This is a genomic window from Gynurincola endophyticus, assembly GCF_003991195.1.
GTDB classification, from domain to species: domain Bacteria; phylum Bacteroidota; class Bacteroidia; order Chitinophagales; family Chitinophagaceae; genus Gynurincola; species Gynurincola endophyticus.
The window spans coordinates 1-25371 of the sequence record NZ_RCWL01000009.1 but is presented as its reverse complement, the minus strand read 5'-3'; the positions used below and the strand labels follow the sequence as shown (position 1 = coordinate 25371).

Below are 25371 nucleotides of genomic sequence, written 5' to 3'. Positions count from 1 at the left end.
AGAAAAAGAGACTACCCGGCAATACGCTGAGTAATCTCTTTATTATAAAATTATTTCAATCAGACAAGTGGTTATTTGTTCAGGCTAAAAAGACTATCCACAAATTCGTGCTTCTCAAAAACCAGGAGGTCTTCCATTTTTTCGCCTACCCCGATAAACTTCACCGGAATTTTAAACTGATTCGCGATAGCCAATACTACTCCACCTTTTGCAGTTCCGTCGAGTTTCGTAATTGCCAGCGATGTAACATCAGTAGCAGCGGTGAATTGACGGGCTTGTTCCAAAGCATTCTGGCCGGTAGAACCATCTAAGACTAATAATACTTCATGTGGTGCATCGGGAATAAATTTCTGAATTACCCGCTTTATTTTAGAAAGCTCTTCCATTAAATGAGCTTTATTGTGTAAGCGTCCTGCGGTATCAATAAGAATAACATCAGAGCCACGGGCCACACCACTTTGTACTGTATCAAAAGCCACAGAGGCCGGATCTGATCCCATTGATTGTTTCACAATCGGCACTCCTACTCTTTCACTCCAGATGGTTAACTGATCAACTGCAGCTGCGCGGAAGGTATCTGCGGCACCGAGTAAAACAGATTTACCGGCACTTTTAAAATTATAAGCGAGTTTTCCGATCGTAGTGGTTTTACCTACTCCATTCACTCCAACAACCAAAATTACATAAGGCTTTTTAGGCATTTCAGATGCAAAGGTATAATTGAGGTGGGGAGGCGGAGCAACGAGTAAATCAGCAATTTCTTCTTGTAACAACTGATTTAACTCACTGGTATTAATATATTTATCTTTGGCTACACGTTTTTCGATACGTTCAATGATTTTAACGGTCGTATCAATACCCACATCGGCAGTAACGAGTGCTTCTTCCAGATTATCCAACACTTCATCATCTACAGTACTTTTTCCGGCAATCGCTTTGGTTAGCTTTGACAGAAAGCCTGACTTGGTCTTTTCCAGTCCCTGATCTAATGATTCTTTTTCTTTTTTTCCGAAAAGCTTATCGAAGAAACCCATAATGTCGCTTTGTTTGTAACTGCAAGATAAACAATATTGGTTATATGTGGAGGAAGAATAGGCTGGCGGCACATCAATCGATTGATAAAATGAGGTATCAACTGACTCCAAATACAAAAAGCTGTTCCGGGAAGGAACAGCTTATGATAATAAGTACTTACTATCCAATTATTTTTTGGCTAAAAAGTCTTTAACATTGTCTTTGTGCACAATAGCTTCCTTGAAAGTATAGGCACCCGATTTTGTACTACGTACCGCTTTGATTACTTTAGTCCAGTTTTTTGCTTCAGCAGCAGCTTTCTGGTCTTTTTTAATCGCGGTTTTCGCTTGTTTTGCCATGATTCAATTAATTTGAAATATGTTAATTTGATTATGGAATGCACTGGCAATACACTCGTTCACCAGTATTCCTTACTTCTGTTGCCTTAGCGCACCCAATAGCTCAATTACTTGATCTCTTTGTGAACAGTCACTTTTTTAAGAATCGGATTGAACTTCTTAAGCTCTAAGCGCTCTGGATTGTTCTTTTTGTTTTTGGTAGTAATATACCTGCTGGTACCTGGCATACCGCTGTTTTTGTGTTCGGTACACTCAAGAATAACCTGCACTCTGTTACCTTTCTTTGCCATTGTTATAAACTTTTGACGTTAATTAGATTTTTTCGCCTTGAGCTCTCAACTCTTTTACTACAGTATACAACCCACGCTTGTTGATGGTACGGATACCGTCAGCAGAAACTTTCAAAGTAATCCACTTATCCTCTTCGGCTAAGTAAAAACGTTTAGTCTGCAAATTAGGCAGAAAACGACGTTTGGTTTTGATATTTGAGTGGGAAACATGGTGACCTGTGATCGGCGCTTTACCTGTTACCTGACATACTCTTGCCATGACTTCTAAAAATTTAGGAGTGCAAAGGTCGGGAAATATAATTAAATAACAAAGGAAATTCACACTTTTTTTCAGAACTTATCCACACCTGTGAATTACAAACAGTTGGTTTATAAGTTCCTTTTTGTTATGTGTATTCCGGGTTATCCACATATTCCGGTTCGAAAAAGACTCAAGCACGACCTTTAACCTTTCCCGCCGAACCCAAACACAAAATTATATAATCTATTTTCTTAATATACAAATACTTAGGTGGCTACCATTTTTTACCACATTTCATTCGCCACTTTCCCCTCTTCATTCTCCACTAGCCATTCTTAATTCTCCTTCGGGGTTGCAAATATCGGCTTTTTTTCTTATTTTCCATTAACAAATAACGCAGGATAGTCTGTTTCTATAATATCCGGGCGTTTCATTAATTCTTCCGAATATCCCTTTACCTTCTCCAGATCTGTTTTTTTCTTGTCTTGCGTAGGATGTATCGACACAAATACCATCGATCCGCGGCTTCTCAGGTATTTATAAAGTGACATTTGCTCTTCCTGCATCGTCAGGCCGACATAAGCGATCAAACGGTCGAAAGGAATACCTGTTTTTATAAAATCGTTCAATTGCTTCTGATTGAAAATTGCTACGCAAAACATCACATTATCCAGTCGCTCATAATAGTAGAGCGCTTCTTCCATCGACCGTACGCTTAATACGATATTCGGATAATCATTTGTTTTCAACAGGTCTACATATCTGCTCCAGGGAATTTTTTTATTATCCAGGTTAAAGATCGTTTTATCTTTCCCCCAGTCTAAAGCTTCTTTCAGGGTCGGAATTTTATAGTTGGTAAGATGGCCGTTCCGGTCTTTCAAGCGGGCTTTCTGTAGTTCAGCCCAGGTATAATCGCCGATTTTTCCTTTGAAATTGGTGGTCCGGTCGAGGGTTTCATCGTGCATTAATACCAGCACACTATCTTTTGTAAGACGCGGGTCTATTTCAAAGAACGACGGCAGAAGAGTCAATGTTTTTTCCATCGCCTCGATACTATTTTCGGGATAACCGGGTAACATTCCACCTCGGTGCCCGGATATTATTACCGGTTTTGAATCGTCATAACGGAAGTATTCTTTTAATTGGGAAAAGTTTTTCACCTGTACGCGATGTAATGAATCCTGCGCCCATCCATTCATTGTTAACAGACCAATCACGGCACTCAACAATAGCTTTTTCATTGTTTCAATTATTTAAGGGTTCTCTATTTAATAAATTTCAGCCAGTTCGTATGGCGGACAAGCGCCGGCCTGCGTAGCAACAAAGCCTGATAACACGATTGCGCTTTTTAGTGCCTCTTCAACGGGTATTCCCTGAAGTTTACTGGCCAGGAAAGAAGCCAGAAACGCATCGCCACTGCCAACCGTATCAGCAATCTGAACCTTTTGTGCGGGTGCGGAAAGATAGATATCCCTGCTGCAATAGCTGGCTCCTTCAGCACCTTTGGTTAATATAATGGCCTCCAACGATTCGAATTGATTTAAAATCGTATTTAACTTTCGTTCTTCTTCTTTTACTTCAATTTGCCACCAATCGCACAAAACAAACAATTCTTCTTCATTCATTTTTAACAGGTTAGAAACTTTAATTAAAGCTTCAATCCGATCTTTTGTATAAAACGGAGGCCGCATATTTACATCAAATACTTTATACTTTGCCGCAGGTAGTAATCTGAATAAAGTATTTCTTGAAACACTGTTTCTAGTAACCAGACTTCCAAACAATAAGACTTCTGCGCCGCCCACTGCATTTTCGAGTTCGGCAGTGTAAGGAATATGATCCCAGGCCACATCTTCTACTATTTCATAGGTCACTTTTTCGTCGATGATATGTACTTCAACTGTGGAAGTCGGTTTACTTTCAGATACCGTACAAAAAGTGCGGTCGATTTCCAGTTGGTCAATTTCATTTAATATATCGCTTCCATTACTATCATTTCCGACCTGAGAAACGATGGCACTGGGAATACCTCTTTTATTCAGATGATAACAAACGTTTAGCGGAGCACCGCCGAGTCGTCTGCCTTCTTTTAAATTATCCCAAAGTACTTCTCCAAAACATACAATTTCAATATTTTTCATAATCCTATCCAGCTGAGTTTTTTAAGGTGAAAGAGCAGGCCGCCCGCATTCCTTCTTGTTGAATGAGCCGTACCAGTGGTTGTAATGTGTCTGCAAAAACAACATTTGAAGAGAGTTTTCCGAATACTTCTTCATTCTGAATAAATGCAGTAAAGGTATCTCCTGACGCACGATCAAATTTTTCTTTCCAAACATGCTTGTAATCGTCGTCGATCGTATCTATACTATTATTTGAATAGTGCTGATCAAGATACCACCACCAGGCAGCTATTATTAAAGCAGCGAACCGGCAACTTTTCTTTTGTTCTAATTGATATTCAATAACCGGTAAAACAAACTTGGGAATTTTAGCGGTAGAATGGCCGATAATACGATTTGTGCTATCGTTAATCATTTGATTACTAAACCTTTCTCTGATCAGTTCGTAATATTTACGAAAGTCGGTACCTTTAATTGGTTCTAATGAAGGAATTACTTCCTGCAGATCGTATTGAAGAAAAATTCCGGCAATATCTTCGTCCAGCACAGCATCGTGGATATATTCATATCCCAATGCTTTTCCTATTAATCCGGTTAGACTGTGTCCGCCGTTTAAAATACGGAGTTTCATTTTTTCGTAAGGACGAACATCATCTACCACTTCTACTCCAACTTTCTCTAACGGAGGAAAATCGCCGGGTACTTTGCGTTCAATCACCCATTGAAAAAACTGTTCGCTGACCACCAGGGCTTCATCACGATACCCGTGCGTAATTTCAAACTGATCTCTGTCTGCGGGTGTAGTAACCGGTGTAATTCTATCAACCATACTATTCGGAAAAGAAATTTTTTCTTTTGCATAGGATACCAATTCTGAATCATAGGCTTTTAAAAAGCTCATCACTGCTTTTTCCAGTACTTCGCCGTTCTCCTGCACATTATCACACGACAACAAAGTAAACGGGGGCAGATTCCGTTCTTTTCGCAGAGCAATAGCGCGGGCAACATAACCGAATACGGTGACCGGGGCATTGTTTTTATTGAGGTCGGCCTGAATAGAAGGATGCAGCAAATTGAATTCACCTGTAGTTTCGTTAATATTGTAACCTCCTTCCGTAATGGTAAAGCTGACGATTTTTGAAGTAGCGGAAGCTATTTTTTCAATCACCGCCTGTGGGTTTTCAGGACCAAACAATACTTCATTAACAGAGCTGATGATTTTCACCTGCTCGTTGCCGAGGTGATCGCTCATTTTCAGAGCATACAGATGATCCTGTTTTCTGATAAAATCGATTAATATTTTATCATTTGGCATAATTCCGACACCGCAGATACTCCATTGACCTGTCAGTTCCGGAAATTGTTCTATTAATAATTGAATTGCATATGCCTGGTGCGAGCGGTGAAATCCTCCCACACCAAAATGAACAATTCCGTTTTGAGTAGCATTATTGATACAAGCTTTTTTCTGTTCTGCAACTTTTCTGTTCAGCACTGTCATCATAAATTATTTTTGATATCGTTGAAAAACTACTGCCAGCAGGATAATCACTCCTTTAATTACCTGTTGCAGGTAGGAGGTGATATCGAGCAGGTTCATCACATTTCCGATCATTCCGAGAATTAATACTCCTAACAGCGTATTTACGATCGAACCTTTTCCTCCTGATAAACTGGCCCCGCCAATCACCACAGCAGCAATCACATCCAGTTCCATTCCGATACCGATATTCGGTGAGCCGACGCCGGTACGTGAAACCATCAGTAAAGCTGCCAGGCCTGAAAGCAAGCCGATAATCACGTAAACAAAAAACTTGTATTTGCTGACATTGATACCTGATAAGCGTACTGCCTCTTCATTACTTCCGATGGCCATTACAATTCTGCCGAATACATTGTATTTGAGTACAACAAACATCAGTGCGAAAATCACTAACAGAATTATACCTGCATAAGGAATTCCGAAGATATCTCCTGCGCCGAGATTGAGTAATGCAGCTGAATGGTGACCGATATTAACGGGTGCTCCTTTAGAAAAAAGATAACCAAGTCCGCGCACGATTGTCATCAAAGCCAGTGTTGCGATGAACGGGGCAATTTTCTGATAGGCGATCAGGTAACCTGAGAGCATTCCGATGCCGGCACTGATCACGAGTGTAAGTAAAAAAGCCCAGGGAAAGTATATTTCATAAGACAATAAAGCAAACCCCACCCCCATTGCCGCAACAATAGATCCCACTGATAAATCAATTCCGCCGGTTAATATAACCAGCAGCATACCAAAGCTGATGATACCTACCGGAGCCACCTGCCGTAGCAGGTTGGAAAGATTATTAGCAGTGAAGAAAGAGTTTGACAAACAGGCTGAAAGTATGATCATTCCTATAAAAATGATCAGTGTATTATATTCTATAAATTTTTGTTTAATAGTAGTCATTTTCTAAGCGTTTGTTTGGTGAGCGCCGATAGCGTAACGGATAAGGGTTTCTTCTTCAAAATCTTTGCGGGGAAGATCAATGGTTATCTGCCCTTCGCGCATTACCAGAATCCGGTCAGACAATCCCATTAATTCTTCCCAATCAGAAGAAACCATTATGATAGCCAGACCTTCTGAAGCCAGTTCATGAATAATCTGATAAATTTCTGCTCTGGCCCCTACATCAACCCCTCTGGTTGGTTCATCAATCAGCAATACATTGGCATTAATATTTAACCATTTTGCCAAAATTACTTTTTGCTGATTTCCGCCGCTTAAAGAAGAAAGCGGATCGTTGACCGAACCGAGTTTAATCTGTAACCGGTTTACCAGTTCATTGACCACTGATCGTTCGCGGCCGGCATCTATGAATCCGAATTTATTGGCAATCTGGTGAAGATTTGCCAGACTGATATTTTCTCTGATCGACAGTGACAATAAACCACCGTGTTTTTTTCGGTCTTCGGGTACCATTCCGAAACCTTCCAGAATGGAAATCTTCGGATTCTTCAAGGTTAATTTTTCAGATCCGGCGATTACGCTTTTCTTCGACTGACTATCAGCTCCGAAAATAGTCCGGAGCAATTCGGTTCGGCCACTGCCCACCAATCCGCCAATACCTAAAATCTCACCTGCTTTTAAATTAAAGTTCACCGGTGTTTTTTGGAAGAGGCTGATATTATCAAATTGATAATTCAATGCATTTTCGGGATGAGTAATATGGTTTCTATCGGGAAACATGGTATTCAGGCTGCGTCCTAACATAGCAGCCACCAGCTGATCGCGGGAAGTACCGGCAATATTAAAGGTTTCACCGGAGCGGCCGTCTTTCAGAATAGTAACACGGTCGCACAATTCAAATAATTCTTCCAGGTGATGCGAAATATAAATGAGGGCAACACCTCTGTCTCTTAATTTTCGAAGTGTGGCAAAAAGATGAACAATTTCGGCAGGCCCTAACACCGCTGATGGTTCGTCGAGGATTAAAACTTTTACGTCAGCAGTCAATGCTTTTGCAATTTCCACTACCTGTTGTTGCGCTACGCTTAGCTGATATACAGGTTTTCTGACATCCAGGTTAAACCCGATGTCGTGAATAATCTTTGCAGCATCTTGCTGAAGCTGTTTATAGTTAATAAGGGTTTTCTTTTTTAATTGGTGCAGAAATATATTTTCTGCTACAGTAAGTGCAGGAACCAGTGAAAACTCCTGATAAATCATCCCTATACCTTTTTCACGGGCACCTTGTGTGGTTTTATAATGAACGGGTTCTCCATCAATATGGATGGTTCCGTTATCTCTTTCGAGCGCTCCTGAAAGGATTTTCATAAGGGTAGACTTACCGGCACCATTTTCACCCAGCAGTGCATGAATTTCACCGGCTTTTATTTGCAGGTTCACATTTCTGAGTGCTTTTACACCTCCGAATGCTTTTGCAACACCATTAATTTCAATCATAGCAGGTGGTTTAGAATAATGAATTAGGATCGTAGAACTGAGCAACGTTACTGCGTTCTACCAAAACCGACGGTGTGTAAGTGATGCGTTTGATATTTTCCTCGCCATTTAAATACCTGGCAACAGTTTCAACAACAGTTTTACCCAATATAGCAGGACTGTTTTGTGCAGTAGCGCCATACTGACCATTGTTGAGTAACTCATAAGCATCTTTTTGTCCGTCAAATCCTACAATGGTAATCTTACTTTGCAAATTCATTTCTCTGATGGCTTTGAGTGCCCCCATTGCCATGGCATCATTTTCTGCAAAGAGCACATTAATGTATGGATGTGCTACCAGAATATCTTCCATTGCTTTTAAGCCGCCATTATTCGTCCAGCCGCCCCAACCTTGTGCTACTATTTTGAAATTGACTTTACCGGAACCGTGTAACTGGGTATCTGCCAGTCCGCGAATAAAACCCAATCGTTTTTCTCTACCTACCGGGTTACCCTGATTACCGCTGATAACAGCGATATTCAGATCGGTTTTAATATTTTTAATAATCCAGGCTCCTAACAGTTCACCATTCATCTGATTATCTGCCACTACAGCAGAAATATATGGCGCCTCTTCTTCAATATAACTATCTACCACAAAAACTGCCACACCCTGTTCGCGTGCCATTTTTACGATGGGAGTCAATGCCTGTGGGTCAATCGGGTTCAGAATGAGCACATCAATTCCTTTTGCGAGCAGATCTTCCACAGCTATGACCTGTTTGGCAATATCAGCTTGTCCGTCAGTAGTAAGATATTGCATTCCATAAGCCAGAACAGTATTTTTAACTGCATTTTCCAAAGCAACATAGAAAGAAGCATCTAATGACGGAGTACAATAGCCGACTTTAACAGTCGACAGATCTTTTACAGAAGCATAACCTACTTCAGTATTGGCTTTTGCAGCCGATTTATTTTTTTCGCCGGGCGGAATACATCCTGCGAAGAAACCAAGGCTTATCCAAACATAAAACAACAGATTCCTCATTCAGCTTCAATTTATAAGAGAGTTAAAGTTTTTTCTTTAATTTTTCAATCACCTGAATCAGCACTTCAGGTTTATTGGTAGTAATAAAATGAACCCCATTTTTAATTTGTTTTTCCATTTCAACGGGGTCATCTATCACATATGCTCCGACGTATAATCCGGCAGCGATTGTTTCTGTGATACTGTATTCTTTATCGAACCGTTTATAGCTGAGATTAACACCATCGAACCCCAGATTCCTAAGCGTTCCGGGTGTTTTATCTACTCCAATGTAATATAACTTTACCTGCGGAGCAATTTGTTTTATTCTTATCATAGCGTCAAACATTGGTGCAATGATTTCAGCTCTTTTTTCTGCAAAGTTTTGTTGTATTACCTGTGCTACATATTGAGCCAGCAGAACGTTTCGTTCAGGTTCGAGTTGTGAGCGTTTGAGATCTATCCATAACCTGATTTTCGGATCGTTCATTACGACTTTAAGATACTGGTCTAAAGTAGGAATCGGCTCTCCGTTGGAGAGCCTGATTCCTTTTAAATCATTATAAGTAACTTTTTCAACGTGCATACCATTGTATTCATGGTCATGAAAAACGACAGGCACGAGGTCTTTGGTGAGGTGTACATCAATTTCTGCAGCATAACATCCCAGTTCGATTGATTTTTTCAGCGCCGCAATAGAATTTTCAGGAATAGCCGGATCGTTATAAATACCTCCTCGATGGGCTACTACTCCATTCCAACCCATTTGAGCAGACAGTTGGAGGCCGCTCAATAAAACGAGGCTAATAAAAATCATTTTTTTCATCATGATACTATTGTTCGGGAACGTAAATAATGCGGAAACCTAAATAAGCTCTTTTAAAGTCGGCTGAATTGCTACCACGGTAACTCACTGCCTGTGAAGCTGCATTGTGGTACCAACTGCCGCCGCGAAGAATGTTGTTACCGGTTGTTCCAACCGGATCGGTTTTTTCGGCAGCAGTGTAACTAACCTGTTTATCCAAACACCACTCATAAACGTTTCCGCTCATATCATAAATACCCAAAGAGTTTGGTAAATAAGAACCAACGGGTTTGGTAATTTCATCAGCGCGTTCTGTTCCGCCTGTAGTAAAGTGATAGGCCACTTCCAGCGGATTATTTGAACCTGAATAGATGAACTGATGTGATGCACTACCACCTCTTGCGGCATATTCCCATTCGGCTTCTGTTGGTAAACGGAAAGTAACGCCCACCTGTTGCGATAACAGACTGGTAAAGTTTACGGCCTCGTTATAGTCAACCATTTCTACCGGATTGTTGAGCCCTTTGGTAGAAGAAGGGTTAGACCCGATTACAGCCTGATATTGGGCCTGGGTAAGTTCATATTTTCCGATATAAAAATCTTTGGTAATATTTACTTTGTGTACCGGCATCTGATTAGCTGCAGCTGCGCTGTAGTAGTTGGTTCCGCCGGCATTGGTATTTTGTGCCCCCATAAAGAAGCTGCCTGCTTTCACCCGCACAAATTCAATTCCGTTGATGGTAATTTCATCTTCAGAGTCGGGTTTAGCCTGACGAATAACAATTTTGGTAGTTGCTATATGCGGTGTTGTACCTGCTACCACTGTAAAAGAATCAACTCTTGATACCAGTCCTTCATTTTCTGCAATATGAACAGTTAACTGATTCGCTGTTTTAGTAAAAGTAATCCATGAAGCTTCGGTGTTTACCTCATATACTGATTGATTGGTTGAAACAGTCAATGCAGTGTCTAATTGAGCTGCTCTGATATTGAGTTGATTATTATCACCAATAGTAATATAAGGGTCACCCAATGCCGATTCCTGTAATACTCTGAAAGTTCTGGATGCAGATGATCCTTCCAGTGTTAATGTTACAGATCCATAGCGTGAATAATAAGTATTTGCTTCAACAGCAATTTCTACTGTAGATTCGGTTACACCATTGGTATTCGTTTGTCCTTTTGAAACTTTGATCCATGAATCATTACTGGTAACATTCCAGTTTTTGTTATCACCTGAAACGACTACGATATTCGAAGCCACTCCTGCTGTTGCCGGTACTTTTACCAGTGTGTCCTGTACGGTTAAACGTGCGCTTTGAGTATGTGGTACATCATCAGTTGCTGCAATTTTATCACAAGCTACCATACCTGTGAGCAATGCTGCAAACGTACATGTATATAATAGAATATTTTTCATTGTATCTATAGTTTAGAGATTAATTCCAGCCCGGTGTTTGTCCACCTAAGTTCGGGTTATCATTAATCGAATTATTACTTAAAGGCCATAAAAGAATATTGGGTTGTCCTTGTTTTGCAGCCAGATGTGTGTTGTAATCAAATACAGCATCCAGGCGGATAAGGTCCCACCATAACTTACCTTCAGCAGGAAATTCTTTCAGTCTTTCTTTTACAATAATTGCTTTAGCGTCTGCCGGAGTTTGCGACAAAGAGTAATAATTATCTGTTCCGTACGCTCTTTTTACCACCAGATTAACGGCTTGTATAGCTCCGGGGATATCATCATTATACAATTTGATTTCAGCATCGAACATATAAGCATCTGCTAGACGGTAGAGAATGATATCGGCATCCAGCACCAGTGTGTTATTGATCCACGAACCTTTGTATTTATTGGTAAAGTTGAAGGTTTGATTCATCTGAGGATCGTGGAAGGTCTGATAGTTGGTGAGCAGTCTGGTATCTGCCGGAACCTCTTTCAGAATATTTCCATAAGCGTTGGTATAGAAAGTCCATTGTTGTCCTGTTCCTACTACTACCGGATTGAAATGATAGGCAGCAGTTACAGTAGCAGAGTTGAACTGGTAATCGGCCGGATAACCACCGGTATATTCTTCCTGCTGATAGTTCCAGGCATAAATGATTTCAGTACCACTTTCGGTAGCCACGTTAAAAACGTTTGCATAACTGGCACTTAAAGCCAGGTGGCCGTATGATTTAACCGCAGTAACGGCAGTTTCAGCAGCGGTCAGATAGTTTTGGCCGGCGTTGCGAACTTTATACATCCAAAGAGAATAATCGGCTTTCAGCATATTTAAAGAAGCCAGGGATGCCTGCTTTCTGCTGGTAATATTGGCGGGCATGGTTTCAATTCCTGCCTGAATATCACTTTCTACCTGTGCCAGTACCTGTGCCACAGGTGCACGGGAAGGAAACAGGTTTTGAGTGGGTGATTCGGTACCTTCTAAAACTAAAGGAGCATCTCCCCAGATACGGGCAATCCAGTAATAACAATTTGCTCTGATGAAATAGGCATTTGCCATCATTTCGTTTTGAGTAGCGGCAGATACAAAATTAATATCAGGCGTATACTTCAAAATAAGATTCGCCATATTGATGGTTCTGTACAATTGTTCCCAATCTGCACGTGTGTGGGTTGAGTTCATAGAGCTTTGATACACCTGATCTCTTTCTGCCTGAGTTAAACCACCGTGGTTACCAGGCCCCCATAAACCGGTTCTGTATTCGCCCCAGTATACCAGCCCCTGACTAAAAGCAGTACGCATTAAACTATGTGCCCCCCTTACAGCAGCCACAGCATCCGCTTCATCTTTCCACATATCTTTTGAAACCAGCTGGCTATTTTGCGGAATGTCTAAATCTTTATGACAAGCAACCAGTGATAAGCCAACTATTACCGGAATTATATATTTCAGTTTCATAATACTTTCAATTAATAAATTATAAAGTCACTTTTAAACCTAATGCTACTCTTCTTGAAGCAGGATATGGGTTATAGTCGGTATCATAAGTAGAACCGGTACCCATTTCAGGAGCAACTCCTGTTACTTTTGTGAAGTAATGAAGGTTCTGGCCGGATACATAAGCCACTACGTTCTTAATCTTGTATTTAGCTAAGAACGCTTGTGGTAACTGATAAGCCAGTGTAACATCTCTTAAACACAGGTAATCACCTTTTTCACTGAAAACATTCGACACTCTTGAATAGTTTCTGCTACCGTCATCAGCATCGTTAGCAGTGAATTTAGCATAAGGTGTATTATCGCCGGGTTGGGTCCAGGCTTTTTTTACCTCATTGGTGAGGTTATAATTGTAATTGAAGGTTCCCATAAAGTAACGTTCCTGCAGGTAATTTTGCACGGTATGTCCGAGTGCAAAATCCATTGCTACGTTCAGTGTCCAGTTTTTATACTGGAAGTTGTTGGTAATACCCCCGGTTGTATGCGGCATAGTATAGCCCAACAAAAACTGGTCTTCTGCATTGATCTGGTCTTCGCCGTTTCTCAAAGAAGAACCCGGTCTGTTCACCCATTCGTAATCACCTACGTTTTTACGGCCGGTAATTGACAATCCGTCTGTATTGCTGAATCCATTCGATTGTGCATCATACATAGCTCCTGCTGCCTGTGCAGGTGTTTCTAAAATTCTATCCACTACATAACCGTAAATACGGAATAATCTTTCTCCTTCGGCAATACCGCCAAAAGCAGTTCCATCTGCCAGTGCCACACCACCGATACGGTTTTTATCTCTTCCGTTTTCAGGAAGTTTCAATACCTGGTTCATTACATAACCATAATTGAAGTTGGTCGTCCAGGTAAAGTTTTTAGTAGCAATATTGGTTGATGAAATATGGAATTCTAACCCGTAGTATTTTACTTTACCGATATTCATCATTACAGTAGAATACCCTGACGTATTTGGTAAAGGTTGATTGAATAATAAATCATTGGTGATTTTATTAAAATAATCTACCCCGAAGTTGATTCTGTTATTGAATAACCCTGCGTCAAAACCAATATCTAACTGTTGGGTGGTTTCCCATCTCAGGGTTGGATTTGGCATGGTGGAGGTAATAATTGCCGATGCACCGTTATACCGTCCTGAAGTAGAATAATTACCCTGGGCATCAAAAAGTGCGATAGAATTATTACCGGTTAAACCATAAGAAGTTCTCAGCTTGAAGCTGTTAACAACATTACTGAAGTCAGCATTCTTCCACCAGTCTTCTTCAGAAATGATATATCCTGCCGATGCGGCGGGGAAATAGCCCCATACATTATCACCCAGGAACTTTGAAGACCCGTCTGCACGCATGGTAAAGCTGAGCAGATAACGGTCTTTGTAGTCATAGTTCAGACGTGTGAAATAAGAAATCAGTACTTCGCTGGTTCTTCCTGACGTCGGCATACCCGGGATAGCGCCGGCTGTTAAGGTAGGTACTTTGTCAGATGCAGCACCGGTAACAGAAGCCGCAAAAGCATTGTTTCTGTCTTTCATATATTCGGTACCGATCACGGCTTCGAAATTGTGGTTGCCCCATTTATTTTTATAATTGGCAAATGCCTGCAGGTTTAATCGATTCAACTCTGAAAACGACTCATTGGTTTCGCGTAGTCCTACATATTCATTGGCCTTCTGGAAATTGTATCCGCGGGTATGGCGGTTGAAATTCGTCAACATACCGGTAAACGACAATTTTTTATTCAGCTGATAATTCAGTCTCGCTGAAATCGTATTTCGTTTGGTCGTCTGACTTCTGTCATAATAATACTCATACCAGTCAGGTGTCGGAGTAGATCCGTTGTATCCTTTTTCCGGTAAGCCGGTAGCCACGTTATAAAGCCGGTGAGTAAAAGGTGTTGAAAGTCCTCTTTGTACAGAGTTTCTTTTATTTCCCGGGTAATCTTCCAATTCAGTGTGTGCATAATCGTAACTGGTCATAAAATTCAGCCGATCGGTAATTTTAATATCCATATTACCTCTCATGGTGAATCTTTCATAGCTGGTTCCGATACCGATACCGCCGTCATTGGTATAACCGGCAGAAGCGTTATATTTTACCACATCGCTGGCACCGTTGATACCAACATAATGGTTTGTCCAGGTAGAGTTATCAAAAAAACGTTTTTGGAAATCATTGTCTTCGAATACTAAAATTTTTGCAGGGTCGAGAGGATCCGGCATAGACTTCCATCCTGCCGGTACGGTTTCACCGGGTTGAAGGTATCTGGTACTCCACATAGAAGCGTCTGTATTAGCAGAGCTGGTAGAGAATCCGTTCTGGAAGTTGCGTTGGGGATATTTACCTTCAGCAATAGCCGGGCGCATATATCTTAAATAATCTTCTGCATTCATCAGGTCGAACAATTGTGCAGGAGACTGATGTGCTGCAGATGATTCAAACAAAATCTGAGGTTTTTTAGAAACGCCCCGTTTTGTAGTCACCATTACGATACCATTGGAGGCGCGGGCTCCGTAAATAGCAGCAGAAGCCGCATCTTTCAATACTTCAATTGATTCGATATCATTCGGGTTGATACCGCTTAAATCACGCACCACACCGTCAACTACAACAATGGGCGCATTGGTCTGGTTAATAGAAGAACCACCACGAATACGGAAGCTGGGGTTTTCACCGGGTTGCTGATCGGTAGTGTATACATTCATACCGGCTACCTTTCCTTTTAACCCGTCGCCCAAAGAGTTAATTGGCAAGCTTTCTAATGATTTTCCTTCTACTTTTCCAACGGCAGCGGTTACTTTTCTTTTTAGCTGCGTACCATATCCAACCACCACTACTTCATCCAGGTCGGCAGCCTTAGCTTCCATGAAAATATCCATGAAAAGCTGCTCACCGCTGATTACGAGCTCTTGTGATTTTGTTCCTACACTGGTAATGACCAGTACATCACCGTCTTTGGTAAACGGAACAGAGAACACCCCGTTTGTATCGGTCTGATACACTTTTTTGGGGTCGCTTTTAAAGAATACAGTAGCCCCTGATATAGGTTCACCTGCTGCATCTTTTACTTTTCCTGATAGTTTTTTGTCTTGCAACCAATTTGCAAAACCGTGTGTGGTTAGGTTGGCTGCCGGGTTCATTTTGTACCGGTAGTCGTTATTGGCTGAAGCCTCTCCATTCAGCAATAACATTAATAACATTCCACTTAGTGGAGCTGCCGTCCGAGTTTTTAACTTTTTCGCTTTCATGTTGATGAATAAAAGTTTGGGGCTAGCTACGTACCGTATCAGCAAAACATTTTGGAGGAGTTGCCTTCCACGAGTGTCGTATCTAACATTATATGTTTGTTCAACTTATTGCCATTCATTAATGACATCAATAGCTCAACAACTTCATGTCCGATCTGCCTCAGGGGTTGTTTTATATAGGTAATGGATGTATTGAAGATTTTATAAGCATCCGCTTCATCGAAACAAATCACGCCCACGTCGTGCGGTACGGCAATTTTATATTTAGCTAAAACCGCTAATCCTTCAATGGCAATTTTGTTCGTGGTGAAATAAACAGAGTCTATATCATTCCGGTTCTTCAGCAATTGAAGTATCCGTTTTTCTACTTCTTCACTTAAAATATCTTCGGGTATTTCCAGGATGGTAGGACAAATATTATTTTGAAATTGCTTCGCTCCATCTTCAAAACCTTTTGTACGGAGTTGTAAGTGGTGGAGTTTGGAAGCGAGTGTAACAAGTGCGGTATTTTTAAATCCTTGTTGTGAAAGGTGTTCAATGGCTTCAAAGGAAGCTTTATAGTTGTCAATGAAAACAGCATTCACGTCTTTATGATTCGGATAAAAACGGTCAATCACCACAAAAGGAATATTTCTTTCGGTGAGAAACTGAAAACAAGACTCAGAACCTTCCGGGGAGGCGAGGATAATTCCATCAACCTGCCGGCTTACAAAAACTTTCAGCAACTCTTCGAACTTGGTAAGATTTTCATCAGCGCTACCGAAAATCACATTGTATTGATGCAGTTTAGCTTCATCTTCAATCACACGTGCGATGCTTGAGTAGAATAAGTTCGAGATATCGGCTATAATCAACCCGATGGTAAATGTTTTTGCGTTTTTTAAGCTTTTCGCGATCTGGTTCGGCTGGTATTGCAGCTCAGCAGCCAGGTCACGAATTTTCTGCGCCGTATGGGCATTAATGCGATCAGGATATTTGTCGTTCAGAACGTACGACACCAATGCGGTGGAAACACCGAGCTGAGCTGCAATATCTTTCATTGATGTTTTCTTTCTCATAAAATAGGTTTGTTTAATCGTTTAAACAAATATCCGTAAAAAATAACTTAATCAAATAATCTGAATAATAAAATCGTTGCAAGATTACGACGGCAATATGATCATACTATTACCAAACGATTAACCCTGTATTATTTAAGCTTTTGTAAAAGTGCAAACGGGTTATTAGAAGTGATCGCAAATATATCCGTTTGTGCAATAAACCAATCCATTGCTACTGCATCATCTACCGTGTACACACTTAATTTGAGTCCTGCATTTTTATATTGCTGTATCAACGCGGCATTATGTGTATTTGCGTTTGTATAGTATTTGGTATAAGTAAAGTTTGCCCAGTTATATCCTGCGTTGGTGAATTGAGTGGGCGTCCAGTCGATATTCATGTATCCATGCTCGTAAGTACCTTTAGAAGCGGCAATACTTGCATCCAACACTTCTTTACGCCCTACTATAGCACGTACAAAAGATGCTGCATTTTTTTGAGCAACAGTAGCTGCTACGGCTTTTGCGCATTCTACTCCCCAGCTATTACCGCCGGCATTATCGGTTAGAGATTTGATGTCAATCCACAATAAAGTGGTTTTATGTTTCAGTAATTCGTCTAAGAAAGATTCGAGTGTGGGTAGTTTTTCGCCATTGGCAAGGGTGAGGTTTTGAATCTCGGAATAGTTCACATCTTTAAAATATTTACCACCGATGGTTTCGTCGTGATAAACAATCACTTTTTTATCTTTTGTAAGTTGTACGTCGCATTCAGAAGCAAATACTCCGATTTCAATAGCTTTTTTAAACGCAGCCATTGAGTTATAGGGAAAGCCGAATTCCTTCCAGGCACCACGATGTGCAACTACCCTGTTGTTGGGTGTTTGCGGAGTTGGTTCCGGAGGGCCTACAACGGGAGGTTCGGGAGAATCTCCACCTTTAGAACAGGCCAGCAAACTCAGGATCAGGATGAAGGAGCAGAGCTTTTTCATATAGCGAATTGTTTTGGTTCGGGTTACAAAGTTGAATCAATAAAAGTATATATTCAATATTAATTCAATTCATAACAATTTCATAATCAATCGTAGCAATCTTATTTAAACGATTAAACAAATACTGTTTAATAATAGATTTCAGGTTAAAGCTACTTTATTTTTTTAAAATTCAAACTTTTTTTTCAATTTTTTTCTGCTTCTTCCGTTTCTCAGAAATTCATTGGAATTTAACAACTCAATACTATTTACCTATATATAAATTACTTAATTTCAAGACTTAACATGAAGAACATATGAAGAAATCGATTATTCCGAGAGACCTGAGCTGGCTTTCGTTTAATGAAAGGGTTTTACAGGAAGCAAAAGACACCTCTGTACCGCTAAAAGAAAGAATTCGATTTCTGGGTATTTTCTCTAACAATCTGGATGAATTTTTCAGAGTGCGTGTGGCCACTTTAAACAGAATGGTGGAGATGGGCAGTAAGATTAAAAACATGCACCTTGAATATGATCCTAAATCTATTCTTGATCAGATTCAACAGGTTTCAATTCAGCAACAAATTCAATTTAACAAAGTTTGGGAACAATTAAAAAACGAATTGAACCGCAATCATATTCACTTATTAACTGAAAAGCAACTCAACAGGGATCAGCAAAAGTTTGTGATAAACTTTTTTGAGGAGGAAGTACGTTCGAATATTATTCCGCTGATGATTGAAGATCTTGAAGAACTTCCTTATATCCGAGACAAGTCTTTATACCTGGGCGTATTGATGACGAGCAGAAATGCCACTCAAAAAAGGAAGTATGCAGTGATTGAAGTTCCTTCGAAAATTGTTGGCCGTTTTGTAAAATTACCGAATACACCCGGCCACCATAACATTATTCTTCTGGAAGATATTATCCGTTATAATTTAAAAAGTATTTTCTCGTATTTCGGATACGATAAATATCAGTCGTGGGTATTTAAAGTAACGAAAGATGCAGAAATTGATATGGACAATGACCTGTCTACGACCATTGTTCAAAAAATCGAAAAGGGATTAAAGAATCGCCGTAAAGGGAAGCCTGTTCGGTTTGCCTATGATAAAGACATCGACGACGGTTTGCTTGATTTTCTTTTAAGAAAATTAAAGATCAACCGTAACGAGAGTGTCATTCCGGGAGGAAGGATTCACAACTTCAGACATTTTATGGATTTTCCGGATGTGTTTCCCAAAAAAGGGGAACGTAAAAAACCTTTTGTTCACCCCTATCTGAAAAGTTCGTTGCGGGTTACCGATGTGATCTTTCAACGCGACATTCTGTTGAATTTTCCTTATAACTCTTTCAACTCAGTGATTGATTTATTACGCGAAGCTGCTTTTGACCCGAATGTAACGTCGATTAAAATGACGGCCTACCGGTTAGCATCCAGCTCAAAGGTGATCAATGCACTGATCAATGCAGCCCGTAATGGTAAATCAGTGAGTGTGATGTTAGAGTTGCGCGCACGTTTTGATGAGGAAGCAAATTTAGAATGGAAAGAAAGACTCGAAGAAGAAGGCATCACGGTGATACCGATTATTCCGAATCAAAAAGTACATGCCAAATTATGTATCATCAAGCGTAAGCACAATCGTCAGTTTGTGAGTTATGGTTTTGTAAGTACCGGTAACTTCAATGAAAAAACTTCTAATATTTACGGCGACCATTGTTTATTAACAGCGAATAAAAAAATAATGACTGATGTGGATGCTGTTTTTAAATATCTTGAAAATCCGAAAACAGGATTAAAACATCTGCAGTCTTGTTCTACACTGGTACCTTGCCCTACTAAACTTCGTACGGTACTGGTAAAACATATTAACCAGGAAATCAAGGCGGCAAAAGCCGGTAAAGCCGCATCGATTATTATCAAGGTAAACTCTTTATCAGACGAGCAACTGATTACCAAACTGGAGGAAGCGGCAAAAGCTGGCGTACACCTGAAGTTGATTGTGCGCGGTATTTTCTGTATGTATTCTGAAAACCCGAAATTTAAATATCCGATTCAGGCTATTAGTATAGTTGATGAATACCTGGAGCATGCCAGAGTATTTTACTTCCATCATGGCGGTAAACATCAGATCTATATTTCTTCGGCCGACTGGATGGTCAGAAACCTTGACCATAGGGTAGAAATTACTTGTCCGGTCAACGACCCTGATATCAAAAAGGTACTCAAAAACATCCTGAATATTCAGTTGCAAGACAATGTTAAGGCGAGAATACTGGATAATGAGCTTAGTAATGAATATGTAGCTGCCGACAAAAGCAATGCGATCCGTTCGCAAGTCGAAATTTATCAGTACCTTCAACAGAAGAAAACAATTCCATTACCAGCAGATAAAGTGATTCGATCGTTATAACTATGCGTTTAGCAGCAATAGACATTGGGAGTAATGCGGCCAGATTATTGATTGTGGAAGTTCAGGAAGAAATGGGTATGCCTCAGTTTCAAAAATTAAATCTGGTAAGGGTTCCTTTACGTTTAGGATTTGATGTATTTGAAAAGGGGGAAATCAGTGAGATCAGAAGGTCAATGATCTTATCGACCATGAAGGCCTACAGAAATCTACTCGATGCATATCAGGTGGAGCATGTTACTGCAGCTGCAACTTCGGCTATGCGCGATGCTAAAAATTCACCAGAAATCATAGAAGCGATTCACCGCGAAGCCAATATACAGATTGAGATTATTTCGGGTGATACGGAAGCCACACTTATTTATGAAAACCATATTGCGGAATACATGAATAATGAGTTGGGTTATTTGTATATTGATGTAGGCGGAGGTAGTACCGAGTTAACTTATTTTGCGCAGGGCGAACTGAAGTTTCAGCGTTCCTTTAATATCGGTACAATCCGGTTATTAAAAAATCAGGTGGAAGACTCCTTGTGGAATGAGATGGAATCGTATGTGAACCGGATTACAAAATTCTACAAAACCAAAGGAACGATTGCGATCGGCTCCGGTGGTAATATCAATAAAATCTTCTCTTTATCTAAAAGAAAAGAAGGAAAACCACTCCCCCGTCAGTTATTAAACGACTACTACAAAGAGCTTTCTGCAGTATCTATGAAAGATCGGATCCGCTTGTACAAGTTAAGGGAAGACCGTGCAGACGTGATTGTTCCCGCTCTTCAAATTTATACACAAGTGATGAAATGGGCTGATATAGAAGAAATTTATGTACCTAAGATCGGTCTGGCAGACGGGCTGATTCAACATTTATATGCTCAGATACATTCAAAAGCTTAATTTTGCTTCACTATAGTTTATTCATTTTAATTACTTACAATGTCGGTAAATAAAGAAATCAAAAGAGTCACTACTCATACTTTACTAAAATTAAAGCAGGAGGGTACGCCGATCTCTATGTTAACAGCCTATGATTATTCATTTGCACGGTTAATTGACGAGGCCGGAATTGATGCTATTCTGGTAGGTGATTCTGCCTCGAACGTAATGGCCGGTCATGAAACGACTTTACCCATTACATTAGACCAGATGATTTATCACGCCGCTTCCGTAATCAGAGGGGTTTCAAAAGCTTTAGTAGTAGTAGACCTTCCGTTCGGATCATACCAGGGTAATACTAAAGAAGCCTTGGCCAGTGCCATTCGGATTATGAAAGAAACCGGTGCCCACGCCGTAAAAATTGAAGGTGGTGCAGAAATAGCAGAATCTATTAAGAGAATTGTTGATGCAGGTATTCCTGTAATGGGCCACCTCGGGTTAACACCTCAGTCTATTTATAAATTCGGTACTTACAGTGTACGCGCTAAAGAAGAAGCTGAAGCGAACAAGCTGAAGTCTGACGCTAAACTATTAGAAGAAATCGGTTGTTTTGCTGTGGTACTGGAAAAGATTCCGGCTACTTTAGCTGCTGAGGTATCGAAGAGCCTGTTGATTCCGACCATAGGTATCGGTGCGGGTAATCAATGCGACGGCCAGGTATTGGTAATGCACGACATGTTAGGATTGAACAATACTTTTAAACCTCGTTTTTTACGTCAGTATTTAGACCTGCATGATCAGGTAGTAGGTGCGGTAGGAAAATATGTGAGTGATGTAAAAGCGAGAAGTTTTCCGAGTGAGTCTGAGCAGTATTAAACTATTCTGAGTTCACTTTTTAGCCATTAACGAATCAACTGATCACGCAGATAACGCAGATGCAGATAAGTTCTTTAATTCAGTAACTTCATCGCGCAGATCTGCGCTGATGAAGATTTAAAGCTTCCAATAAATGATCAGTGGTAAAATCTGATCAGTTAATATTAACTGATCAGATTTTTTCAGTTGAAAAGTATTATTCTATTCACACCGGATACAATCCGGCGCGAGTGAGGGGTGTTCGTCCATTTCTCCACCTGATTTACCTGTAACTATTTTTGAACTCTTTCCGTTTTTTATCAAGTATATAAATATTCAGGTAATTAGATTATTGCTTAACCCAAACTTCCCCTAACCAATTCAGTTCTCCTTTTTTGTTTATAAGAAGAAAATCATTTTCAAATGGTTCAAACATGAAAAAGCAACTGTCAAAATGTGGAAAATTAATTGTAAAATAATTATACTCCGAGAAATACAAATCTTTGACTGTTATATAAAAAGATGTTCTACTTCTATAAACTCTTGCCCCTCTTGTGTCAGCATTAATACTAATATCAATAATATTATTTCTATGTTTAAATTCAGTAAAGTACTTGTTTAAAATATCATGTTTATCTATTACAACTCTACCGCCATTAAAAAAAATTGGACTATTCATCTTACTATTAATATACAGTCTAAATGTCACATCATCTATATTATCTTGTAAGTTAATCTCAAAATAAACACTATCTGGAGACTCCTTATTTACTTGCACTACATCATATTGATATCCTTTTTTTTCCAAAAAACTATCTTTACTATCTATTTCTATAATATTATTCATTTTTCTTTTCCATTTACCTTGAGAAGCTAATTCACAATATTCTATTGGTAATAATCTATGCTCTCCTCTATATAGTTCATAACGTCCATCTTCTTTAAGGTCAATATAACTGTAATTATTTTCACTGAAGGCTTGAAACACATTATTCGTTTTTAAAAAATAGGTTCCGGAAATATCAGCTATTTCTAAATTATTTTTATTAACCAAACAGGCTGGTAATAGTAATGAGAAAAGGATTATTGAATACATAGTTTTCATGGAGGATTATTTTGGCATTAGATGCTTATAAACCAGATTTCCATGCTGATCCCTGATAGCATATAATGTATTTGGATTAATATGTTTTATTGTAGAGGCTCCATTTGGGTAGGATCCATCATAGGCAAATTGAATTTTGTATCCTTCTATTTCATTCTTCGTACCTTGTTCCTTATATATTCCAGAAAGTATAAGTCTATTATCTTTATTAAAGATCATCCCTTCACTTTCAATCGACTGACCAATATGTCTGATTTCATGTAACTGAACAGCCACAGTAGATCCTTCAATTAAAATCACTCCTTTTTCGTTTTTTCGGACACCTTTATACCCTTCGCTATCGGGTGAGTTAAACAACTTAAAAGTTTCTTTTGATTCACTCAAGATATTGATATCCTTCACAGACAGGCTCATTAAATCTTTTTTCTCGTTCGCTTCCTCTCTTCTATTGGTTAATCTATCTAATCTTCTTGTGCTCAATTTACCTGCTGCTATTTTTCTATCTATTTTACTAATCTCATTGTTTAAATCAGTAATTCTATTTTCAATCAATCGAATAAGCCGTCTGGCTTCTTCCGGATCCTGCCATATTTTACCTGTAGGATCTGTATACTTTACAGGATTATTTATCACATAAGAATAAGGAGATGAATATATTTGCTTCTTATCATCTCCCAATGGATCCACCTGATTCCACCTACCGATCTGCGGGTCGTACATTCTTGCCCCATAATCATACCACTCTAATCCACTACCATTACTAAACTCTTTGTGTTGTAATTCTTTACCGTTGTATAAATATGCATTTGCTATTTTACCCATCACACGGCTGCTGATACTGTGGATGAGTAATCCAAAAGAACAACAACGATCCTTAGAAATATTATTAAAAAAAACCTAACCTTTTACTTAATCTTTAATTTCAAAAGTTTTTGCATAGTCTAAAAAAGATTGGTAGTTTTTCTTCTTTATATTAAATAACAATATTTTATATTTGCCATTAGTATATAGTTTTGTAACTCTGAAGTTATTTTTCTTATATAAATATTTTTGATCATATTTTCTTTTATTTACCCAATAGTAAAACATATACAAGTCAATCTCATCCTCATCCTCTACATCTATTAACCTCCAATGATAAGAATTTTCTGCTATGTGTTTATATTCATTGTATATATATATAATTTGTTTAGATTCATACTCAAACCAAAAATTATTTCCATATCGAATCCAATTAACTATTTTTTTAGGCAGTTTGATAATAAAATAAGTATTGTACATTTTCCTATCTGTTAAACCTATACTATTCTTATCAAAATATTCAAATTCATTATAATCAACTTTATAATTAAACTTCAAGTTATCATAAACATCTATATTTCCTTGATGATCGTAATAAATTCTACAATAAGTAAAATTTAATGAGAAAAATATTATAAACAATATTTTTAGAACAGTTTTCATTACTGATTAATTTTTTTGATCGCTTTTATAAAATCTAAGTAATTAATCTGTTGAATAGTTTTTTGCGTATTATAAAAACCGATTACTTTATCATATCTTTTCTTAGACACTCCTATTATTTGCCCTGGATACAATTGTTCTTGATACTCATTAAACCCTAATATAATAGATGGCTGAGTATAACCTCTGCTATAATTTGGATCAAGATCTGTGGGTGAAGGTACAGCAGATCCTGATTCAATTATTTCGCCCTTATTATTGTATAAAAGTGGATGCAAATGAACATCAGAAGCAACTTTATCTCCCTTTGATCTTAAATCAGCCCTGGCTTCACGCCAAGTGTGTTCGTCCATTTCGCCACCTGATTTACCTGTAACTATTTTTGAACTCTTTCCGTTTTGCCCTAATAAGAATCCTTGCTCGGTATATGTTTTATCTTTTAAAGCAAAATCATAGATATCATCCATTTTATTAAGATCATCGTTACTAATATGATTTATAACATATCCTTCAATAATAGCTTTATCAACATGCTTAAGTTTCTTACTAAAGGTTAATACTATCTTCTTATCATCTCTACCATCATCAACATGCTTTACCATTTGTCCATTTAAATTATAATAGTCTGTCCATGGCATCATTCCGTCCGGATCTATGAAGCGAATAGGATTATCGAATGCATAATT

23 protein-coding genes are annotated in these 25371 nt (G+C 39.1%); 3 read left to right on the top strand and 20 right to left on the bottom strand.

Going from position 1 to position 25371, the window contains the following annotated elements; translation table 11 throughout:
• Positions 1-71: 71 nt before the first annotated feature.
• The 16 genes from ftsY to D9O48_RS15230 all read right to left on the bottom strand — a co-directional run bounded on the left by ftsY (position 72) and on the right by D9O48_RS15230 (position 17996).
• Positions 72-1034 carry a signal recognition particle-docking protein FtsY gene (gene ftsY, locus D9O48_RS15305; RefSeq protein WP_126973860.1) on the bottom strand — a complete coding sequence of 321 codons (963 nt, stop codon included), beginning with the start codon at positions 1032-1034 and terminating at the stop codon, positions 72-74.
• A gap of 168 nt (positions 1035-1202) precedes the next feature.
• Positions 1203-1373 carry a DUF4295 family protein gene (locus D9O48_RS15300; RefSeq protein ID WP_126973859.1) on the bottom strand — a complete coding sequence of 57 codons (171 nt, stop codon included), beginning with the start codon at positions 1371-1373 and terminating at the stop codon, positions 1203-1205.
• Positions 1374-1480: 107 nt separating this feature from the next.
• Positions 1481-1663, bottom strand: coding sequence for a 50S ribosomal protein L33 (rpmG, locus tag D9O48_RS15295; RefSeq protein ID WP_126973858.1), 183 nt, complete (start codon positions 1661-1663; stop codon positions 1481-1483).
• Between the two features lie 22 nt (positions 1664-1685).
• Positions 1686-1922, bottom strand: coding sequence for a 50S ribosomal protein L28 (gene rpmB / locus D9O48_RS15290; protein WP_126973857.1), 237 nt, complete (start codon positions 1920-1922; stop codon positions 1686-1688).
• Positions 1923-2278: 356 nt separating this feature from the next.
• Positions 2279-3145 carry a glycerophosphodiester phosphodiesterase family protein gene (locus tag D9O48_RS15285; protein ID WP_126973856.1) on the bottom strand — a complete coding sequence of 289 codons (867 nt, stop codon included), beginning with the start codon at positions 3143-3145 and terminating at the stop codon, positions 2279-2281.
• A gap of 27 nt (positions 3146-3172) precedes the next feature.
• Entirely contained in the window at positions 3173-4045 is an 873-nt protein-coding gene (locus D9O48_RS15280) for a carbohydrate kinase family protein (RefSeq protein ID WP_126973855.1), read from the bottom strand.
• Positions 4046-4049: 4 nt separating this feature from the next.
• Positions 4050-5528 carry a mannitol dehydrogenase family protein gene (locus D9O48_RS15275; RefSeq protein WP_126973854.1) on the bottom strand — a complete coding sequence of 493 codons (1479 nt, stop codon included), beginning with the start codon at positions 5526-5528 and terminating at the stop codon, positions 4050-4052.
• Between the two features lie 3 nt (positions 5529-5531).
• The gene (locus D9O48_RS15270; protein ID WP_126973853.1) at positions 5532-6461 is read right to left on the bottom strand and encodes an ABC transporter permease; all 930 of its coding nucleotides are present in this window, start codon (positions 6459-6461) and stop codon (positions 5532-5534) included.
• Positions 6462-6464: 3 nt separating this feature from the next.
• Positions 6465-7958: a sugar ABC transporter ATP-binding protein gene (locus D9O48_RS15265; protein WP_126973852.1), complete on the bottom strand. Its 1494-nt coding sequence runs from the start codon at positions 7956-7958 to the stop codon at positions 6465-6467.
• 10 nt (positions 7959-7968) lie between these two features.
• The gene (locus D9O48_RS15260; protein WP_126973851.1) at positions 7969-8985 is read right to left on the bottom strand and encodes a substrate-binding domain-containing protein; all 1017 of its coding nucleotides are present in this window, start codon (positions 8983-8985) and stop codon (positions 7969-7971) included.
• 22 nt (positions 8986-9007) lie between these two features.
• Positions 9008-9793, bottom strand: a complete 786-nt coding sequence (locus D9O48_RS15255; protein ID WP_126973850.1) for a glycerophosphodiester phosphodiesterase — start codon at positions 9791-9793, stop codon at positions 9008-9010.
• Between the two features lie 4 nt (positions 9794-9797).
• The gene (locus D9O48_RS15250) at positions 9798-11189 is read right to left on the bottom strand and encodes an SUMF1/EgtB/PvdO family nonheme iron enzyme (RefSeq protein WP_126973849.1); all 1392 of its coding nucleotides are present in this window, start codon (positions 11187-11189) and stop codon (positions 9798-9800) included.
• Positions 11190-11208: 19 nt separating this feature from the next.
• Positions 11209-12672, bottom strand: a complete 1464-nt coding sequence (locus D9O48_RS15245; protein ID WP_126973848.1) for a RagB/SusD family nutrient uptake outer membrane protein — start codon at positions 12670-12672, stop codon at positions 11209-11211.
• Positions 12673-12691: 19 nt separating this feature from the next.
• Positions 12692-15964 carry a SusC/RagA family TonB-linked outer membrane protein gene (locus D9O48_RS15240; RefSeq protein WP_199750596.1) on the bottom strand — a complete coding sequence of 1091 codons (3273 nt, stop codon included), beginning with the start codon at positions 15962-15964 and terminating at the stop codon, positions 12692-12694.
• Between the two features lie 38 nt (positions 15965-16002).
• The gene (locus D9O48_RS15235; protein WP_126973847.1) at positions 16003-17022 is read right to left on the bottom strand and encodes a LacI family DNA-binding transcriptional regulator; all 1020 of its coding nucleotides are present in this window, start codon (positions 17020-17022) and stop codon (positions 16003-16005) included.
• 131 nt (positions 17023-17153) lie between these two features.
• Positions 17154-17996: a glycerophosphodiester phosphodiesterase gene (locus tag D9O48_RS15230; RefSeq protein ID WP_126973846.1), complete on the bottom strand. Its 843-nt coding sequence runs from the start codon at positions 17994-17996 to the stop codon at positions 17154-17156.
• A 296-nt stretch (positions 17997-18292) separates the two neighbouring features.
• Here D9O48_RS15230 and ppk1 point away from each other — a divergent pair, with 296 nt between their 5' ends.
• The 3 genes from ppk1 to panB are packed head-to-tail and all read left to right on the top strand — an operon-like array spanning position 18293 to position 22137.
• Complete coding sequence (gene ppk1, locus D9O48_RS15225; protein WP_126973845.1) at positions 18293-20389, top strand: polyphosphate kinase 1; 2097 nt, start codon at positions 18293-18295, stop codon at positions 20387-20389.
• A gap of 2 nt (positions 20390-20391) precedes the next feature.
• The gene (locus D9O48_RS15220) at positions 20392-21282 is read left to right on the top strand and encodes a Ppx/GppA phosphatase family protein (RefSeq protein ID WP_126973844.1); all 891 of its coding nucleotides are present in this window, start codon (positions 20392-20394) and stop codon (positions 21280-21282) included.
• Between the two features lie 39 nt (positions 21283-21321).
• Positions 21322-22137, top strand: a complete 816-nt coding sequence (gene panB, locus D9O48_RS15215) for a 3-methyl-2-oxobutanoate hydroxymethyltransferase (RefSeq protein ID WP_126973843.1) — start codon at positions 21322-21324, stop codon at positions 22135-22137.
• Positions 22138-22465: 328 nt separating this feature from the next.
• Here the strand turns inward: panB and D9O48_RS15210 are convergent, their stop codons facing one another.
• From D9O48_RS15210 to D9O48_RS18790, 4 genes are all read right to left on the bottom strand, one after another.
• Positions 22466-23221, bottom strand: a complete 756-nt coding sequence (locus tag D9O48_RS15210; RefSeq protein WP_126973842.1) for a hypothetical protein — start codon at positions 23219-23221, stop codon at positions 22466-22468.
• A 6-nt stretch (positions 23222-23227) separates the two neighbouring features.
• Positions 23228-24043, bottom strand: a complete 816-nt coding sequence (locus D9O48_RS15205; protein ID WP_126973841.1) for an RHS repeat domain-containing protein — start codon at positions 24041-24043, stop codon at positions 23228-23230.
• Positions 24044-24130: 87 nt separating this feature from the next.
• Entirely contained in the window at positions 24131-24685 is a 555-nt protein-coding gene (locus D9O48_RS15200) for a hypothetical protein (RefSeq protein WP_126973840.1), read from the bottom strand.
• Positions 24685-25371 (bottom strand): hypothetical protein (locus D9O48_RS18790; RefSeq protein WP_233589254.1); only part of this gene is annotated, 687 nt, incomplete at its 5' end. The genes D9O48_RS18790 and D9O48_RS15200, both read right to left, overlap by 1 nt.